The sequence below is a fragment of the Bacillus sp. GW821-FHT11D08 genome (genome assembly GCF_058808515.1).
Window position 1 is genome coordinate 13,274 of sequence record NZ_JBXARS010000008.1, and the last position, 19,157, is coordinate 32,430.

Below are 19,157 nucleotides of genomic sequence, written 5' to 3' on the forward strand. Positions count from 1 at the left end.
TAACACGAATGTTGTCAGTATATGAGGTATTGTTTTCTTAGAGTTTTGAATTGGTCCAGCCGGCGTTGATATGTGCCGGTGATGTCTTCAATGGAAGTGCCTTTTTCTATTTTTTTGCGTACCCAGCCGTTACCGATCAACTTGTCAAAAGAGCCTGTCGGCAAGAATGAAAAGTCATTCGGATATAAGTCATGCATGGTTTTCAGAATGGAAAGCCCTGTTTTTGCCGCTTCAAATGTGTTTCTGTTTGTTACGTAGACTTGTACGCCGTGGCACAGCTTGCCCTGGTGCTTGGAGAAGCTGGGGATAAATGATGCGGCTCTGAAGGTGACGCCCGGAAGCTTGAGACTGTTCAGGCGTTCTTCGAGCTCGGTGCTTTTCATATAAGGCGCGCCGATCAGTTCAAACGGCTTTGTCGTGCCCCTTCCTTCGGATACGTTTGTACCTTCGATTAGTCCTGTCGCCGAATATGCGAATATGCTGTCCGGAGTCGGGATATTAGGCGAAGGGAGGACGAACGGCAGACCGGTATCTTCAATCGTCATCGTCCGCTTCCAGCGCTTCATTTTTACGACGGTTAGGTCGGCGCCAATATGAAACTCTTTATTGAATAAAAGAGCAAGCTCACCGATCGTCATGCCGTGCCTCAGCGGGATCGGATACAGTCCGACAAATGAAGCGTAATCCGGTTCAAGAACCGGGCCGTCCGGATTTCGTCCGCCTTGCGGATTCGGCCGGTCCAAGACATAAAAAGGAATGCCTTTTTCTTTTGCCGCTTCCATTGCATAGGCCATTGTATAAATGTAGGTGTAGTATCGCGTTCCGACATCCTGAATATCGAAAATCAGTACATCTGTATCTTTCAGCATGTCAGGCGTCGGTTTCCTCGTTTCCCCGTACAGGCTGTAGACGGGAAGCCCTGTTTTTTCGTCTATATACGATGTGACTTTGTCTCCGGCCTGAGCATCGCCGCGGACACCGTGCTCCGGTCCGAATAATGCCGTCAAATGGATGTCTGGTGCCTCATACAGCACGTCAACGCTGCTTTTCAATGAATTGTTCACACCGGTCGGGTTGGTGATCAGCCCGACCCTTTTTCCCTTCAGTTCCTGTTTATAATCTTTCAGCAGGCGGTCGATGCCTGTTTGGATGCTTGGTTTCTTGGCGGTATGAAGGTTTCTGTCAGAAGCCGCCGAGACTGCCGTCATAGCACTGATGACGACTAATCCGGCAAGAAGCGCAGCCGTTTGTGTTTTCATGATCAGTCCTCCTGTTTAAAGCGGTTTTCCGGTCTTCAGATTGATACCGAAACCATAAGGATACAGTGTCGTTCCCGGATGCGTGACGGAAGGAATGTCAGCGGGCAGCCTGCCTTGCGGTGTTGTCTGTCCGAATATCGCTTCAATACCTGCCGGAATGTTTGGCTGGAGAAATTGTCCGTCTGTATATCCTTTAAAGCCGTAGACTGCGATAAGGGCTTCAGCTTCTTCAAAGTTCGCAGCGTCATATGGATTACGCAGGCTCATCAGCACAAAGGGTTTTTGGTTCGATTGTGCGGCTTTCATGACGGCCCGCGGAAATGCAGTCGTCCACTTGCCGGGATCTGTAACGGAATCGTCAATCACGCCGTCGTTTACGACAGGATCATTTTTCACAACATATGAGCCTGTAATCACGTAATCAGCGTCAGATATCTGCTTTTTGTGTTCATAATGAAATGTACGCTCGGCAAAGTTCATTTTACTGATGGTTACCGGCCGGATTTTTTTCTTTTTGATGAGCTGCCGAATGGTTTGTTCCATTGACGCTGTTTGATCTTCATATGGAGCGGCAATGAGAACGCGGCTGTTCTTTTTCGGTTTGAATGGGAGCGTGCGGTTTTTGTTTTGTAAGACGGTGACGGATCTTTCCGCGATTTGTTTTTCAGCTTTTAGGTGATTTTTGCTGCCGACGGTTTTCTTTGCTTTTGCAATCTTCTTTTTCAGATTTGTCTCTTTCGGGGCGGGATATATCCCTCGTTTTATTTTCAGGGAAATGATACGTTCCGCTGATTTGTTAATTTGCTGAAGCGGAATATCCCCTTTTTGTACCGCCTTTTTTAATGCGGAATGAACCCGGGCAAAGCGGTTTTCTGTTTGCAGCGATGTCACTTGGGCCGGCATCAGGGCAATATCGACTCCTGCTTTTACGGCCATGACGACCGCCTCTTCCTGGCCGAAATGATCGGCAATGGCTTTCATATTTAATGCATCCGTGACGATGACGCCGTTAAAGCCCATTTCCTCACGGAGAAGATGAGTCATCACTTTTTTCGAGAGCGTGGCGGGTACGAGGATGTCTGAACCGTCCAGCTTGCTTTTATAGGTTGTATCGTCAAACGCGGGAAATTGCACATGGGCTGTCATGATCATATCAGCTCCGGCCTGAATGGCCTTCCGGAACGGATAAAGTTCAATCTGACGCAGCCTTTCTTGATTGTGGGTGACAAGCGGAAGGCCGTAGTGGCTGTCGACATCCGTGTCGCCGTGTCCCGGGAAATGTTTGACGGCGGCAGCGACATCCTGCTTTTGCTGAGCCTTCATTGAGGCAAGACCGAGTGAAGCTGTCAGATCTCGGTCTGAACTGAAGGACCTGACGCCGATGACAGGATTTCCGGGATTATTATTGATATCGAGAACGGGAGCGAAGTTCGTATTAATGCCCAGTGCTTTCAGTTCTTTCCCGATAATGGCGCCGGTCTGGGACGCGTAGGCTGTTTTTCTAGCGGCTCCGAGCGCCATATTGCCTGGGAAATGAGTGCCCTCACCAAGTCTAGTTACGATGCCGCCCTCCTGATCAATGCTTAATAATAGCGGAATGTCAGGGCTCGCCTTTTGAAAGGCATCTGTCAGGCGTACCGTTTGTTCAGTGTTTTTTACATTTTCTGAAAATAAAATAACGCCGCCGAACCGGTACTTTTGAATAAGCCCTGCGACTTCTTTATTCATTTGGGTAAGAGCCTCAGGTGATGACTGCCCCTTTTTTTGCCAATTGCGAAAATCAGGCATGAGCATCTGCCCTAATTTTTCATCTAATGTCATACGGGATACCGCTTGTTCCGCCTGTGACGGAATGTCCGGTTTTGTCGATACATGATGCGTGCCGAAAACAATGAACAACAGTAATACAGCTGAGATAACAAGTTTCATGATGGTGCCCTCCTGCCGTCATAGTTTGGACAAAAGACATGGGTTGTCATTCAATGGCTTCATAAATCGTTTTTATGATGCTGCCGTAGCTTCCGGTCGGAAAAAGATCCCCTTCAAAAACATTCGGGTTTTCACCGGGACTGACGACGGGGGAATGCTTTTTATTGGTCAAAAGTGCGATCCCCAGCTTATAAGCGGGATCAATAATCGTGACGGTGCCGGTCCATCCCGTATGGCCATATGCCTGCCTGCTTGCATAAGGGCCGAACATCCACTCCATATCCGGGCTGCCGTTTTTCCGCCAGCCGAGAGCGAAAGTCGGATCAGAGGATGCCGCCGTGGTGAACAAATCGGCCGTTCTTTTATTGAAGAGAGAAACGTGTTTATAACTGCCTCCGTTCAGCATGACTTGAAGAAGGACGGCCATGTCATCAGCTCTGGAAAACAGCCCGGCGTGACCGGACACCCCTCCCATTGAGTAAAATGCTTTTTCATCGTGAACTTCCCCCTGCAGCGTATACGTCCTGATGTGAGGGAAACGGATGACTCCGTCACGTGTGTTGCCTAAACGTTCAGTAGCTGCGAATGATTTTTCTTTAAAGCCTTTTTGCAGCGGATTGAACAGTGTGTGCGTCAGTTTCAGCGGTTTGTACAGTTCTTGTTCCGCATAGGCATCAAGGGTTTTTCCGGTTATGTTTTCAATGATGCAGCCGAGAAGCATGTAACCGATATCGCTGTATACGTGTTTTGTTCCCGGTTTGTATGCAAGCGGGATTTGGGTGAGAAAACGGATCGTTTTATCCCGTTCTTGTGAATACAAAGGGCCTGCGGTGTCCGGCTGATAGAAATAAAAGCTTGCCGGCAGACCGGATTGATGCTGGAGCACATCGATGACGCGAATGCGGTCTTTTTCTTGAATCGGATCGCTTTTTCTGTCTTTGAAATCAGGAAGGTAAGCCGAGACTTTTTGATACACATCAAGCTTTCCCTGGCTGACGAGTCGCTGTAATGCAAAATTCGCCGCGTACATTTTTGTATTGGAAGCTAGATCAAACATGGTTGATGTTTTCATTTTTTTCGGACGGGATAAAAGGGTGTTCCCGTCATATTTTTTGCTGTAGCCGTATGCTTTCTTTTTGATCACCCGTCCGTCCTTTACGACGACGAGGACGGCTCCGGGGAATCCTGCTGCAATGTCTTTTTCAATCATTTGATCAACCTTTCTGAGCTTTGCTGCGTCGTATAATTTGGATTGGGCTTCGGCTTTGTGCTGCGGCAGAAAAGAGAGGCTGATGACCATTGTGAGTATGGCGGCTGTCAGTGTTTTCATATTCTGATCCCTCCCGGTTTATTCAAATTCAGCAGCCATGTCATCCTTAAATCCGAACGCATAAGTGAAGACAAAGCCCGCCGCGTAAGAGATGAAGAGACCGATGATATACAAAACGATTTGAGCCGGCTGTACGAGAAACGAGAGCGGAAGGCCGGAGACACCGATTGAAAAAGTAGCCACCTGAAAATGGGCTTGAAAGGCGCCGCCGATTCCCGCCCCTAAACACGCCGTCAAAAACGGCCGGCCGAGCGGGAGCGTGACGCCGAAGATGAGCGGCTCTCCGATTCCGAGCAGACCGGATGGAAGTCCTCCGCCGATCGCTCTTTTCAATGAGGCTTTTTTTGTTTTCATAAAGATGGCGAAGGCCGCCCCTACTTGACCCGCGCCTCCCATCGCGAGAATCGGAAGAAGCGGGTCATCTCCGATTGATCGGATTAATTCCAAATGTACGGGAGTCAAGCCCTGATGCAGGCCGGTGACGACAAGCGGCAGGAAGGCGGCTCCCAGTACAAACCCTGAGAGCACTCCCCCGACATTCAGCAGCGACAATAAACCTGATGTAATCAGATCAGAAATAAAACCGCCTGCAGGGATAAAAACGACATATGTCACCAGCCCGGTGATAAGTAAAGACAATGTAGGCGTGACGATAATGTCGATGGATTGATGGACGTACTTTCTGATAAACCGTTCGGTATAAGCGATAAAAACCGCAGCGAAAAGAACGCCGATTAATCCTCCCCTGCCAGGGAGCAGATTCTCTCCGAACAAACTGATATTGGCGATCTCAGGGTTAAGGATCAATATGCCCGCAAGGCCGCCCATCGCAGGTGTCCCGCCGAATTCCTTCGCCGCATTGATGCCGACAAGGACGCCGAGGTAAGCGAATAAGCCTGAACCGATAACCGTTAAAATAAGTGCGATTTGGGATTCTTTCGGGAGCCAGCCGGCCTGAATGACGGCTTTCGTAATACCGGTGATTAAACCTGATGCAATGAGTGCGGGAATAAGGGGAATGAAGATGCTTGATATTTTTCTCAGAAACAGTGTGATGGGTGTGGTGTTTTTTCTGTTGAGATCGGCTTTTTTCCGTGAGGCGGCTTCTTTTAAATCAATGTTTTTTCCGGATGACATAAGTTTTGCGAAAGCGTCGGCGACATGATTGACGACACCCGTGCCGAGAATGATTTGCAGTGTTTCGGCTTCGACGACGCCTATTACCCCGTCAAGCCGTTTCAGCGCTTCAATATCCGTTTTGTCCCGATCTAAAGGTGTAATCCTCAGGCGTGTCATACAGTGGGTAAAGCCTGAAATATTCGATGAACCGCCGCAATTGTCCAGGATGTCTTTGGCCAGTGACTGATAAAATGCCTCTTTGCTCATGGAGATCCTCCTTTTTCCGTGCGATTTTTCCCGGGGAGCTGTGCCTGAAACGCGTCCTAAAAGCGCCTGCGCCGATCATGAAAACGGCGCGGGCTCATAAAAGCACATTATTTTTCACCAAAGAACGATCAGCGTTCTTTTTCTTTTGAAACGTGCTGTTCAATGGCTTTGTCAATGAAGCCGTCTGCTTCTTTGAGCAGTGCCTTCGCTTGTGTTTCGTCTGAATTCGTCTTCAGCATGACGATTGCCGTTTTGACATGGCTGCCTGCGGCCTCAAGCGTTTCTTTTGCCTTGTCGTACGGAACGCCCGTGATGCTTTGGATAATGCCGATTGCGCGTTCTTTCAATTTTTCGTTGCTGACATGAACGTCCACCATTAAATTTTCGTACACTTTGCCGCTTTTGATCATCACGGCCGTGGAAATCATGTTCAGAATCATTTTATGTGCCGTCGCCGCTTTCATTCGTGTTGACCCTGTAATCACTTCGGGGCCGACGACGACTTCAATGCTGTGATCGGCATAAGTGCTGATCAATGAGTGTTTATTGCATGTGAGCGCGACGGTTTTGGCGCCGATTGTTTTTGCGTATTTCAGCGCACCGGCCGCATACGGCGTGCGCCCGCTTGCCGCGATGGCGATCACGGTGTCTTCTGCGGTAAGCCCGATCGTTTTGAGATCGAGAGCGCCGGTTTCCTCGCTGTCTTCTATACCTTCAGCCGCTTGCAAAAAGGCGTCTGCTCCTCCGGCCATCAGACCGATGACGGTGTCGGGACTTACGCTGTATGTAGGCGGGCATTCAACCGCATCCAGTACACCGAGTCTGCCGCTTGTGCCCGCTCCCGCATAAATCAGCCTGCCGTTTCGCCGTAATGATTGATGGGCGAATTGAACGGCAATCTGAATATCGGGCAGCACCTGCTGAACGGCTTCAGCCACTTTGAAATCCTCTTCGTTAATGATGCGGAGAATTTCCATCGTGTCTGCTTGATGGATTGAAGCGGTCTGCGGATTTCTGGTTTCTGTGGTCAATCTGTGAATGTTAAGCCGGTCTGTCATGATTGTACCCTCCCAAGTCGTTAATACTTGAAGTATATGGGCTTCTGAATAGATGTTTCAAGAAAAATCGGCAGGGATGAGATGGATAATCAAGCGCTTTCACAAAAAATGATGCAGAATGTGCTGTTCACCGATGGGGCCGATCCTGCGACGACCTTTATCAATAAAACCGGAAGACCGGTACAGGTTCTTTGCACGATGATTGCGATGGTTTACAGCAAGCACGATTTCATCACACCAAGGAAAGTAATTTGCGACAAAAGCGGGGAGCTGCAGCATCGCTTGTTTGGCATAACCTTTTCCCTGATGCGGCGCATGTAAGGACAGCGCACTCAGCAAAATGGCAGACACATTATTCGAATACGGGGCAATGGTTTCTTTTGAGGTATGTAAAATAAAAAAACCGACGGGGCGGTCTTCATTTAAAATGACTGTCGGGTAGCGATCCCGGATGACAAGAGCCTGCGGCAGTACATCTATCGGCAGAGCTGTGAACTTTTTATCTTCTTCACTCAGCACAAACCCGTTCAGTCCGTCTGCATGCTCCGGTTTATAAAAGGACAGGGCTACATCCATGATATCTACTCTCCTTTTTTATAATTGATCCAATTCATCTTCTGATAGAACACGGCAGCCTGCCCGTTTTAAAAGAGCGGAAGTGATGCCGTCTCCGATTATTTTTTTCCCTGAGAAAGTGCCGTCATAGATAAAGCTGCTGCCGCAGGACGGACTGTTTTCTTTAAGGATGACCGTGGCGGCGCCTATTTCTTTTGCGTATGCTAATGTTTTTTCCGCGCCGTCCATATATAAAGCCGTAACGTCTTCGCCTGATGCCGTTACGATTCTTGCTGTTCCGTTCAGCACGTCTTCGCCCGTGCCGCCGATGATTTCCGCCGGTTCGCGGGGAGTGGTGAAGCCGCCCAAAAGTTCGGGGCAGACCATAACAGCTTTCTTTTCTTCTACGAGTCTGCGGATTTTTTCCGAAGCGGCGTGAGAGCCGTTATACCTGCATTCGATACCGCCGAGACAAGAGCTGACTAAGATCATCTGTGTCCATTCCCTTCAATATTTTGATACTTTCATCATAAATGAAATAAGAGAGGAGGGATGAGTTTTTCAGTTAAAAAACGGGTAAAAAAGTTTGAAAATAAAAAAAATAATTTTCCTCTTTACAAATGGGGTACAACCTGTATATAATAACTTTTGTCAGCTCGACGCGGACACAACGGCCCGTTGGTCAAGCGGTTAAGACACCGCCCTTTCACGGCGGTAACACGGGTTCGAATCCCGTACGGGTCATATGGAGGATTAGCTCAGCTGGGAGAGCATCTGCCTTACAAGCAGAGGGTCGGCGGTTCGAGCCCGTCATCCTCCACCATATTTGCCGGCCTAGCTCAATTGGTAGAGCAACTGACTTGTAATCAGTAGGTTGGGGGTTCAAGTCCTCTGGCCGGCACTGTTTTTCAAAAAAATACGGAGGGGTAGCGAAGTGGCTAAACGCGGCGGACTGTAAATCCGCTCCCTCAGGGTTCGGCAGTTCGAATCTGCCCCCCTCCACCATTTTTGGGCTATAGCCAAGCGGTAAGGCAACGGACTTTGACTCCGTCATGCGTTGGTTCGAATCCAGCTAGCCCAGTCTCAGACACCTTTTGCATAAAGGTGTCTTTTTTTTATCAGCATTTTGTTTCGATTTCTGATTGTTCATCAGATATACTATTTTTAAGCTGCTGTTAAGGCAGTATATTCTGTATTTTCCATCTACACGCTGCCTGAAATTTGGTAAAATAAATGTAATAAAAAAAATGAAACCTTTTAAAACAATCAACGTATAGATACAGACCGGTGAAGGGCAGAGGTAAGATAAAACATGGAAAACCTGATTAAAAAAAGAATCAAGCAAGTCAAAAAAGGCGATCAAAATGCGTTTGCAGAAATCGTTGACCTTTATAAAGATAAGATTTACCAGCTTTGCTACCGCATGCTCGGCAATGTTCACGAAGCGGAAGATATTGCGCAGGAAGCTTTTATCAGAGCGTATGTCAATATCGACAGTTTCGATATCAACAGAAAGTTTTCAACGTGGCTTTACAGAATTGCGACCAACCTGACCATTGACCGCATCCGCAAGAAAAAGCCTGATTACTATCTGGACGCAGAAGTAGCGGGAGCAGAAGGGCTGACGATGTATTCGCAGATCGCCGCGGACGGGGTTCTCCCTGAAGACGCCGTATTGTCATTGGAGCTGTCGGACACAATTCAGAAAAAGATTTTAAAGCTGCCTGACAAGTACAGAACGGTTATTGTATTAAAGTATATTGACGAACTCTCTTTAATTGAAATCGGGGAGATTCTGAATATCCCTGTCGGCACCGTCAAGACAAGGATACACAGAGGCAGAGAGGCTCTTAGAAAACAATTGAGGGATCTTTAAGTGGGGTGATGAAATGAGCTGTCCTGAACAGATCGTGCAGCTTATGCATAAGCATCTTGATGGAGATATCCTTCCTGAAGATGAAAACGTATTAAAACAACATTTGCAGTCATGCGGGAATTGCAAACGGCATTTTCATGAAATGGAGAAATCCGTAGCACTCGTCCGAAGCACATCGCATGTCACGGCCCCTGCTGATTTTACTGCCAAAGTTATGGCGAATCTTCCAAAAGAGAAAAAACGCGCTTCTGTAAAACGATGGATCAAAACTCATCCGATGATTGCAGCCGCAGCGGTTTTTGTGATTTTAATGGGCGGCGGTTTTTTCAACAGCTGGCATAATGACCACAATTTCAGTGTGTCCAAACAGCCGAACCTTGTCGTGCAGAATCACACGGTCACCGTCCCTGAAGGCGAGACCGTAAAGGGCGATGTCACAGTAAAAAACGGCAAGCTGTTCATTGAAGGAAAAGTCGACGGCAATGTGACCGTCGTCAACGGAGAAAAATACATGGCCTCAGCCGGACAAGTCACCGGGCAGATTGAAGAGATTAACCAATTGTTTGACTGGGTCTGGTACGAACTGAAATCGGCGGGCCAGGGCGTCGTGAGCGCTTTGGACCCGAGTGAAGATGAGTAAAGCGTATAATCGCTTTACTCTTTTTTTGTGCATCGCCGCTCTGGCTCATTTCACTTGAGAAATCAAAATGTGGTATAATGAGCACGCTATATGATGTACATATTGCTCATGCAGCACAATTCATAACAGAAAAACGAAATGACTGAATTCTTGGAGGACGAGGAAATGGCTTTTGAGGACATCCCATTTTTGCAATACCTCGGCAATGCCGTTGATATTCTCCTTGTTTGGTATGTGATATATAAATTAATCATGGTCATACGCGGGACGAAGGCGGTTCAGCTTTTAAAAGGAATCGTCGTCATCGTTTTGGTCCGGATGGCCAGTTCATATTTGGGACTCAGCACGCTTCAGTGGCTGATGGACCAAGCGATAACATGGGGATTTTTAGCGATCATCATTATATTCCAGCCTGAGCTGAGACGGGCGCTTGAACAGCTCGGACGGGGCCGGTTCTTTTCCAGGAGCGGAACCCCCGTGGAGGAAGCGCAGCATAAGACAATTGAAGCGATTACAAAATCGATCAGCTACATGGCGAAACGCCGCATCGGCGCACTCATCGCCATTGAGCGCGATACGGGAATGGGCGATTATATTGAGACGGGCATCCCGCTTAATGCGCAGGTCAGCTCGGAGCTTTTGATTAATATCTTCATCCCGAATACACCGCTGCATGATGGAGCGGTCATTATGAAAAATAACGAGATTGCGGCGGCTGCCTGTTATCTGCCGCTTTCTGAAAGCCCGTTTATTTCAAAGGAGCTGGGGACGCGTCACAGAGCGGCTGTCGGCATCAGTGAAGTGACGGACAGCTTAACCATTATTGTATCTGAAGAGACGGGCGCCATCAGTGTGGCCAAAAACGGAGACCTTCACAGAGAATTGACGGAAGAAGCACTGAAAGAAATGCTTGAAGCCGAGTTTAAGAAAAACGCCAGAGATACTTCTTCTAACCGCTGGTACTGGAGGGGCAAGAAAAATGGATAAATTCTTAAACAACCGCTGGGCTGTAAAGATCATTGCATTGCTCTTTGCGCTGCTGCTTTACGTTGCGGTTAACAACAACCAGGCGCCGACTCCGAAAAAGCCGGGGGAATCCTTTTTTCCGACATCAACGACTGACGAGGCTACGCTTACTGATATTCCTGTAAAAGCATACTATGATGAAGCGAACTATGTCGTCACCGGCGTGCCCCAGACCGTAAATGTCACGATTAAAGGCTCGACAAGCGCGGTGAAAAAGGCGAGACAGACAAAGAATTTTGAGATATACGCCGATATGAATAAGCTGAAGACCGGGACTCATAAGGTCGAATTGAAGGCGAAAAACGTATCGGACGGACTGACGATCTCCATTAACCCGTCAGTCACGACGGTTACGATTCAGGAAAAAACGGCTGAGAGTTTTCCCGTGGAAGTTGAATACTACAATAAAAGCAAAATGAAAAAGGGATACACCCCTCAGCAGCCGATTATCAGCCCGAAAAACGTGCAGATTACAGGTTCGAAAAATGTGATTGATAACATTTCACTTGTCAAAGCATCCGTGAACCTTGAAAATGCAAATGAGACCATTGAAAAGGAAGTGAAGGTGACCGTCTATGACAAAGACGGCAACGCACTTCCTGTTGATGTTGAACCGTCAGTCATTAAAGTGACGGTTCCCGTAGCCAGTCCGAGCAAAAAGCTTCCTTTCAAAATCGAAAGGAAGGGAAGTCTTCCGGACGGAGTGAGCGTTGCGAGCATTGACTCGAATCCGAGTGAGGTGACGGTTTACGGCCCGCAGGATGTGCTGGATTCACTTGAATTTATTGACGGCGTATCTCTTGATTTAGGCAAAATTGATAAAGATACCGATATCAATGCCGATATCCCGCTTCCTAAGGGTGTCACTAAGGTATCACCGGAAAAAATCACGCTTCATGTTAAAGTGGACAGTGAAGACAAAAAGGATTTTGACAATGTCGGAATCAAGACGGTCGGACTGGGAGGCTCACAGCAGATTGAGTTTCTCGATCCTGAATCGCAGGCGATAAATATTACGGCCAAAGGCTCCCCCGCCAACATTAAGGCGCTGAAAAAGTCGGACATTGAACTGTATGCCAATGTCTCGGACTTGGATGACGGAGAGCACTCTGTAAAGCTAGAAGTAAACGGCCCGCAAAACGTCACATGGTCCCTGTCAAAAGACACGGTTAAGATCAAGCTGACTTCTAAGAAAAACTCAAGTTCAAATAAAAATAACGGCGGTTCCGCTGATTCCGGCAATAAGAACGGCACAAGCGGAGACGCAGACAAAGACAAGAACAAGAACCGGGAAGACGACACTGACAGCGATCAGAATAAAAGTCAAAACCAGGATCAAAATCAAGACCAGGATGAAGACGGATCAAGCGCTGATTCTTCTTCAACAGAATGAAAAAGGAGCGATACAAAATGGGCAAGTATTTTGGAACAGATGGTGTAAGAGGTGTTGCCAACAGCGAGCTTACGCCAGAGCTGGCCTTTAAAGTTGGGCGTTTTGGCGGTTATGTCCTGACCAAAGATAAGCAGCGCCCGAAAGTGCTGATCGGCCGCGATACACGTATCTCCGGACATATGCTGGAGGGAGCCCTTGTCGCCGGACTTTTATCGATCGGAGCTGAAGTGATGCGCCTCGGCGTTATTTCTACGCCGGGGGTATCCTATTTAACGAAAGCCATGGATGCTGAGGCGGGCGTCATGATCTCCGCTTCTCACAACCCCGTACAGGATAACGGAATTAAATTTTTCGGAGGGGACGGCTTTAAGCTTTCTGATGAGCAGGAGGCCGAGATTGAACGTCTTATGGATGAACCGGAAGATAAGCTGCCGAGACCGACAGGCGCGGACCTCGGGCTTGTGAACGATTATTTTGAAGGCGTTCAAAAGTATCTGCAATTTTTAAAGCAGACGGCGGACGAAGATTTCACAGGCATTCATGTAGCGCTTGACTGCGCCCATGGTGCGACATCATCCATTGCGACGCACCTTTTTGCCGATCTCGATGCTGACGTGTCTACAATGGGGACGTCTCCGAACGGATTAAACATTAATGATGGCGTCGGGTCTACACACCCGGAAGCGCTGAGTGCTTTCGTCAAAGAAAAAAACGCCGATATCGGCCTTGCGTTTGACGGAGACGGCGACCGCCTCATTGCTGTTGATGAAAAAGGAAACATCGTCGACGGTGATCAGATTATGTACATATGCGCGAAGTATTTGAAATCAGAGGGCCGTCTGAAGGATGATACCGTCGTATCGACTGTGATGAGCAACCTCGGTTTCTACAAAGCGCTTGAAAAAGAAGAAATCAAAAGCGTTCAAACGGCAGTCGGCGACCGCTATGTCGTAGAAGCGATGAAAAAAGACGGCTATAATGTCGGCGGCGAGCAGTCAGGGCACCTTATTTTCCTTGATTACAACACTACCGGCGACGGTCTTTTGTCCGCGATCATGCTTGTGAATACGCTGAAGGCGTCCGGCAAAACCCTTTCAGAACTTGCGGATGAAATGAAAAAATTCCCGCAGCTCTTAGTGAACGTGAAAGTGACGGATAAATATAAGGTAGAAGAAAACGCTAAGGTGAAGGCCGTTATTTCTGAAGTGGAAAAAGAAATGAACGGAGACGGCCGGATTTTAGTGCGCCCGTCAGGCACCGAACCGCTCGTCCGAGTGATGGCCGAAGCGAGAACAAAAGAGCTTTGTGACGAATATGTCACAAAAATCGTGGATGTCGTGCGGACAGAAATGGGAGCGGAGTAGCGAAGTTTATAAGCAGAGAGCGAACAAGACAAGTGCGATCAGCATAATATGATAGTAAACATGATGCCGGGGCGGCAAAAAATAATTGACCGTCCTTGGCACATGCTGTAAAATCAAGCTTGTTCAGCCTTTGTTTTTCACTTGCAGGAAAGGCGGGATTGTTTGCATCTTTTATAATTACAGCGCCCGAACTAAGCGCCCGAAAAACGGCTTAGTTGACGAGGATGGAGGTTATCGAATTTTCGGCGGATGCCTCCCGGCTGATTCATTTAGATCACAGCCGTAAGGATTTCTTCAAACCGGAGGGGCGACTCTCCGAACAAAGAGAAATCACATGATCTTCCAAAAAAACATGTGGGAGGGGACGATTGAAAGTCCCCTTGTAATTTGACTTTCTTCGTCTCCTTTTGCACCTTTAGGAGGAAGAAAATATGTGTGGAATTGTAGGTTACATCGGTCAGCTTGATGCGAAAGAGATTTTGTTAAAAGGATTAGAGAAGCTTGAGTACCGCGGTTATGACTCTGCCGGTATCGCTGTGGCGAATGAGCAGGGCGTGCATGTGTACAAAGAAAAAGGCCGCATCGCCGACCTTCGTGAAGTGGTAGATCACTCGGTTGAATCTCAAGCGGGAATCGGCCATACACGCTGGGCGACTCACGGCGAACCAAGCTTCCTGAACGCTCACCCGCATCAAAGCGCACTCGGCCGCTTTACACTTGTTCACAACGGTGTGATCGAGAACTATGTTCAGCTGAAGCGCGAATATCTTGAAAACGTTGAACTGAAAAGCGACACGGACACTGAAGTAGTCGTTCAAATGATCGAGCAATTTGTGGCGGGAGGACTTAACACAGAAGAAGCGTTCCGCAAAACACTGACTCTGTTAAAAGGCTCTTACGCAATTGCATTATTTGACGGTGAAAACACAGACACCATTTACGTTGCAAAAAACAAAAGCCCTCTGTTAATCGGCCTTGGAGATACGTTTAATGTCGTGGCGTCTGACGCGATGGCTATGCTTCAAGTAACGAATGAATACGTTGAGCTTTTGGACAAAGAAATGGTGATCGTGACAAAAGACGAAGCCGTGATTAAAAACCTTGACGGTGAAGTCATGACACGTGCGTCTTATATCGCTGAGCTTGATGCCAGTGATATCGAAAAAGGCACATACCCTCACTACATGTTAAAAGAAACGGATGAGCAGCCGCTTGTTATGCGCAAAATCATCCAAACGTATCAGGACGAAAATGGCAGACTGGCCGTGGCCGGCGATGTCGCTGACGCTGTGGCGGAAGCGGACCGCATTTATATCGTGGCTTGCGGAACGAGCTACCATGCCGGTCTTGTCGGGAAACAATATATTGAAATGTGGGCAAACGTACCGGTTGAAGTGCATGTAGCGAGTGAATTCTCTTATAACATGCCGCTTCTGTCTAAGAAGCCGCTCTTTATCTTCCTTTCTCAAAGCGGAGAAACAGCGGACAGCCGCGCCGTGCTTGTTCAAGTCAAAGCGCTGGGTCACAAAGCGCTGACGATCACAAACGTTCCGGGATCAACGCTTTCCCGTGAAGCGGATTACACATTGCTTCTGCACGCAGGCCCTGAGATCGCGGTGGCATCAACAAAAGCGTATACGGCTCAGATTGCCGTCCTCGCGATCCTTGCGTCCGTTGCAGCAGAACGCAACGGTGTTGATATCGGTTTTGATTTAGTCAAAGAATTAGGTATCGCGGCAAACGCCATGGAAGCCCTCTGCGACCAGAAGGACGAAATGGAAATGATCGCGCGTGAGTACCTGACTGTTTCAAGAAACGCTTTCTTCATCGGCCGCGGCCTCGACTACTTCGTATGTGTCGAAGGCGCCCTGAAGCTGAAAGAGATTTCTTACATCCAGGCGGAAGGCTTCGCCGGCGGCGAGCTGAAGCATGGAACAATCGCTCTGATTGAAGAAGGAACACCAGTCTTTGCGCTGGCGACACAAGAGCACGTCAACCTGAGCATCCGCGGAAACGTGAAGGAAGTCGCAGCCCGCGGCGCCAACACTTGCATCATCTCGCTGAAAGGCTTAGAAGACGCAGACGACAGATTCATCCTGCCGGAAGTCAACCCTGCGCTTGCTCCGCTGGTATCTGTTGTGCCATTGCAGCTGATCGCTTACTACGCGGCACTGCACCGCGGCTGTGACGTTGATAAACCGCGCAACCTTGCGAAGAGTGTGACTGTGGAATAAGGATTTGACAAGGAAAGAAAACAGTATGTTGTTTTAAATTCAAAGTTTGTATTGTTCCTGGAAAAAGTTGCACCGTTCTACCCCTTTAGATATACTCATCTAAAGGGGTATTTTCATGTCTAAACAGAAAACTAAGTAGAAAAATTGATTGAAAAAGGTATAGGAGCTAAAAAATACATAAACTGGAGCTAAACATTCAAGTATTAACTTCAATAAGGATGCTCATCGTTTATAATAAATTGAATAAGGAAGATAGTAGGAGCCTTCTATCTGATATAAAACAATAATTATAACATTTAACTGAATATTTAGAAAATAAAATTAGCATACAAGATAATCATTAGATTATATTATCAATGAAAGGTTGCAGATGAGTTAGAAATAAACCATCATACAGTTCTTAAAACAAAAGAACACATTGTTATGATAAAGGCTTAGGGAGACGAATAAATATTGGTTAGAAGGTTGTACAAAATCAATATACTGAGAAATATCAGTTAATGTTTTTGAAGTAGTTTTAAACCCATTCGAGATCTAGGTAATATTATCATCTTTACTTAAATCAAGAGAGTTGGAGAATTCGTAAAGGATATTTAAATGAATAATATAGAAGGCTCCTCAAATCTTATAATGCCGAAAATAAAAAGAAATTAATACCCGGGAATTCAGAAAAATACAGGGAAAAAGAGGTTTGATTATTACTATGTCTAATGAAGAGGTTTTATTAAATAAAGTTTTAGATGCGAGTTCTAATACAATTTGGGATGAATTGAAAAAGATAAGAGAGTCTTCAGAAATAGAAAAAAAGACTATTAGGCGTAGATGGATATGGGAACTAATTCAAAATGCATCAGACTGTACACCTAAAGGTAAGAAAATAGATATAAAAATTGATTACTCTAATAATCAAATCATATTTAGTCATAATGGACTGCCATTTTCGTATGAAAATTTATTAGATTTAATCACACAAATCTCATCTAAGCAAAGTTCAGAAGAAAAGAAAACAGGAAAATTTGGAACAGGTTTTATGTCGACTCATTTATTATCAGAGGTTGTACGAATTGAAGGGTCGTTTAGCCAAGAAGATAGTAGGTATACAAAATTTGAGTTCATTGTTGATAGGTCAGGAGATGATTATAGCGATATTAAGAATAAAACAAAAATTATGCTAGAACAATTAGATCTTGTAAGCAGAAATCAAGAGGAATTACAAGAAGAGTATGAGGATACAAAATTCGTTTATTTAATACAGGATGATGACATAAAAGAAGCAGTAGAGGAAGGGATAGAAGATTTAAAAGAGACTATTCCTTATGTATTAACTTTTAATAAGAATATCAACTCTATTACATACAATGGTGATTGTTACAAAAAGGAGAAAGTAGAAACTTCACGTTCAAATAACAAGCTAAAAGCTGTTCAAATTAACGTTTCTGATAGTATTAAAGAGTTGCTAATATTAAATGAAAATAATGTAACTATTGGTTGTGCTATCGAACGTAAAGACAAGAAATTATATTTCTTACCAATTCCTGATGCCATGCCAAGGGTCTTTTGTGAATTTCCTCTATTAGGAACTGAAAAATTTAGTTTTCCTATAGTAGTTAATTCAGGATTATTTGAAGTAGAAAGGGACAGAAATGCTATTAGAGATAGCAATCCAGTAAATAATGAATTAATAAAGGTAGCTGTCTCTTTATACAAGGAATTAATAGATTATTGTTCAGAAAGTAAAAGGACAAGAAATGAATTTAATATTTGCATTTTAAAACCCTCTACTTCATCAAATATTCAGGCTTATAGCTATAAAGAAATTAAAGAGCATATTGAGAAGAGTCCAATTGTTCCTATTCATAATCATTTGGAAGATTTGAAACGATTAGCATTTAAAGATAATAATGGTAACGTAGCAATAGGCATACCAAAAACAAAAAAAAGCACACATAAGGACTTACTTTGGGATGTTTTATCTAATTATAACGGAGTATCGATACCAACTAAAGATACTTACTTAGGCTGGGCGGAGGTTTTTGGAGAGAATGCTGGATTCTCTTGGATAAACGATATTTTTGAAGATTCAAATATTGATAAATTAGTTGCTTGTTTGAATGATAAGACTCTATATGCAGAGTGGTTAAATGCATTTTTTTCTCTTTGGATTAAGGATGCAGGTATTGATGAAGTTGTAAAATCGGCATTTGTACCGAATCAAATTAATGAATTTGTACAGTTCGCCTGTATTTATCTTGATAAAAATATAGATCAAGAATTAAAACAGATCTTAACATTATTGGGTGAGAAAATTGAAGGACAGTTATTGAAAGTAGATATTATTTCATTTGAACACTATTTCGAAGAACACCCCAAAAAAATTAAGACTAATGAAATATGCTCTGATCAAATTGAGCTCAAAGTATCAAAACTTCTCAGTGAGGAAACTATTGACAGGATAGAAAGAAATGAATCTACCCAAAAAATATTTAATAGATTAACTAATTGGTTCCTATCAAATCCTGAAAAATCAAAAAAATGGTTTGGGAATTTATATTCAAAGAGAATGATGTTATCTTCTCCAGAAGAAAATCTGAGAAGATATAGAATAGCGGAAAAAATAGAGGAAAATAACATTAAGTTTGAAGAATTAGATGAAATTATTAATAATCGAGATAAAATAATGGAGATTGTAACTAACTCTGAACTGAGTAAAGAAGATATTATCAATCAATTAAAACATGTTATTACCTCATCCGAAGAAATGAAACGCTATGTTGAGAAATTACTACATAGAAGTACAGAAAATATTTTTAAGTATTTAAGCAGACTTAAAGATTATACACTTCCGGCAACTTTAGAAGAATGGATGAATGAAAAGTATTCTGATACGGTATTTCCGGCTAAGTATAACGGAAATGATTTTAGAATCATTATTCGTCCAAGTGATTATCAAAAAATAATATTTTATTATGATGAAGAATTAGAGGCTTTAGATGATGTCAACTATCAATTATGGACGGATGATGGAGAAGTACAACGAATGGTTACTTTAGGTGATTTGCTTAAAACAACAGGTATATCTAAAATTCCATTGACTAAGTTATAAGAGA

General features: G+C 45.2%; 14 protein-coding genes and 5 tRNA genes. 12 read left to right on the forward strand and 7 right to left on the reverse strand.

Annotation, left to right across the window (positions count from 1 at the left end; translation table 11 throughout):
- Positions 1-14 precede the first annotated feature (14 nt).
- The 7 genes from AC1RRX_RS15615 to AC1RRX_RS15645 all read right to left on the reverse strand — a co-directional run bounded on the left by AC1RRX_RS15615 (position 15) and on the right by AC1RRX_RS15645 (position 8,009).
- Complete coding sequence (locus tag AC1RRX_RS15615; RefSeq protein ID WP_144464806.1) at positions 15-1,259, reverse strand: exo-beta-N-acetylmuramidase NamZ family protein; 1,245 nt, start codon at positions 1,257-1,259, stop codon at positions 15-17.
- 15 nt (positions 1,260-1,274) lie between these two features.
- Positions 1,275-3,188: a glycoside hydrolase family 3 protein gene (locus AC1RRX_RS15620; RefSeq protein WP_144464808.1), complete on the reverse strand. Its 1,914-nt coding sequence runs from the start codon at positions 3,186-3,188 to the stop codon at positions 1,275-1,277.
- Between the two features lie 46 nt (positions 3,189-3,234).
- Positions 3,235-4,518, reverse strand: a complete 1,284-nt coding sequence (gene pbp4b, locus AC1RRX_RS15625) for a penicillin binding protein PBP4B (RefSeq protein ID WP_144464810.1) — start codon at positions 4,516-4,518, stop codon at positions 3,235-3,237.
- 18 nt (positions 4,519-4,536) lie between these two features.
- Complete coding sequence (locus tag AC1RRX_RS15630) at positions 4,537-5,904, reverse strand: PTS transporter subunit EIIC (protein WP_061861099.1); 1,368 nt, start codon at positions 5,902-5,904, stop codon at positions 4,537-4,539.
- A gap of 128 nt (positions 5,905-6,032) precedes the next feature.
- Positions 6,033-6,962, reverse strand: a complete 930-nt coding sequence (gene murQ / locus AC1RRX_RS15635; protein WP_144464812.1) for an N-acetylmuramic acid 6-phosphate etherase — start codon at positions 6,960-6,962, stop codon at positions 6,033-6,035.
- Between the two features lie 99 nt (positions 6,963-7,061).
- Complete coding sequence (locus AC1RRX_RS15640; protein ID WP_064107795.1) at positions 7,062-7,538, reverse strand: GNAT family N-acetyltransferase; 477 nt, start codon at positions 7,536-7,538, stop codon at positions 7,062-7,064.
- Positions 7,539-7,556: 18 nt separating this feature from the next.
- Positions 7,557-8,009, reverse strand: a complete 453-nt coding sequence (locus AC1RRX_RS15645; RefSeq protein WP_007408014.1) for a 2-thiouracil desulfurase family protein — start codon at positions 8,007-8,009, stop codon at positions 7,557-7,559.
- Positions 8,010-8,189: 180 nt separating this feature from the next.
- Here AC1RRX_RS15645 and AC1RRX_RS15650 point away from each other — a divergent pair.
- The 12 genes from AC1RRX_RS15650 (at position 8,190) to AC1RRX_RS15705 (ending at position 19,153) form a co-directional block, all read left to right on the forward strand.
- Positions 8,190-8,261, forward strand: a tRNA-Glu gene (locus AC1RRX_RS15650).
- A 3-nt stretch (positions 8,262-8,264) separates the two neighbouring features.
- Positions 8,265-8,340: transfer RNA gene (locus AC1RRX_RS15655), tRNA-Val, on the forward strand.
- Between the two features lie 5 nt (positions 8,341-8,345).
- Positions 8,346-8,418: transfer RNA gene (locus AC1RRX_RS15660), tRNA-Thr, on the forward strand.
- Positions 8,419-8,437: 19 nt separating this feature from the next.
- Positions 8,438-8,522, forward strand: a tRNA-Tyr gene (locus tag AC1RRX_RS15665).
- Between the two features lie 4 nt (positions 8,523-8,526).
- Positions 8,527-8,598 (forward strand) — tRNA-Gln (locus AC1RRX_RS15670).
- A 231-nt stretch (positions 8,599-8,829) separates the two neighbouring features.
- Positions 8,830-9,393 carry an RNA polymerase sigma factor SigW gene (sigW, locus tag AC1RRX_RS15675; RefSeq protein WP_003156766.1) on the forward strand — a complete coding sequence of 188 codons (564 nt, stop codon included), beginning with the start codon at positions 8,830-8,832 and terminating at the stop codon, positions 9,391-9,393.
- A gap of 13 nt (positions 9,394-9,406) precedes the next feature.
- The gene (gene rsiW, locus AC1RRX_RS15680; RefSeq protein WP_011996220.1) at positions 9,407-10,033 is read left to right on the forward strand and encodes an anti-sigma-W factor RsiW; all 627 of its coding nucleotides are present in this window, start codon (positions 9,407-9,409) and stop codon (positions 10,031-10,033) included.
- A 165-nt stretch (positions 10,034-10,198) separates the two neighbouring features.
- Entirely contained in the window at positions 10,199-11,020 is an 822-nt protein-coding gene (cdaA, locus tag AC1RRX_RS15685; RefSeq protein WP_003156763.1) for a diadenylate cyclase CdaA, read from the forward strand.
- Positions 11,013-12,452: a CdaA regulatory protein CdaR gene (cdaR, locus tag AC1RRX_RS15690; protein ID WP_007408012.1), complete on the forward strand. Its 1,440-nt coding sequence runs from the start codon at positions 11,013-11,015 to the stop codon at positions 12,450-12,452. Before cdaA ends, cdaR begins: the two co-directional genes overlap by 8 nt.
- 17 nt (positions 12,453-12,469) lie before the next feature.
- Positions 12,470-13,816 carry a phosphoglucosamine mutase gene (glmM, locus tag AC1RRX_RS15695; RefSeq protein WP_007408011.1) on the forward strand — a complete coding sequence of 449 codons (1,347 nt, stop codon included), beginning with the start codon at positions 12,470-12,472 and terminating at the stop codon, positions 13,814-13,816.
- Between the two features lie 431 nt (positions 13,817-14,247).
- On the forward strand, positions 14,248-16,050 hold the full coding sequence (glmS, locus tag AC1RRX_RS15700; RefSeq protein ID WP_039252922.1) for a glutamine--fructose-6-phosphate transaminase (isomerizing): 1,803 nt from the start codon (positions 14,248-14,250) through the stop codon (positions 16,048-16,050).
- Between the two features lie 691 nt (positions 16,051-16,741).
- Positions 16,742-19,153, forward strand: a complete 2,412-nt coding sequence (locus AC1RRX_RS15705; protein WP_128424632.1) for an ATP-binding protein — start codon at positions 16,742-16,744, stop codon at positions 19,151-19,153.
- The last annotated feature ends 4 nt before the right edge of the window (positions 19,154-19,157 follow it).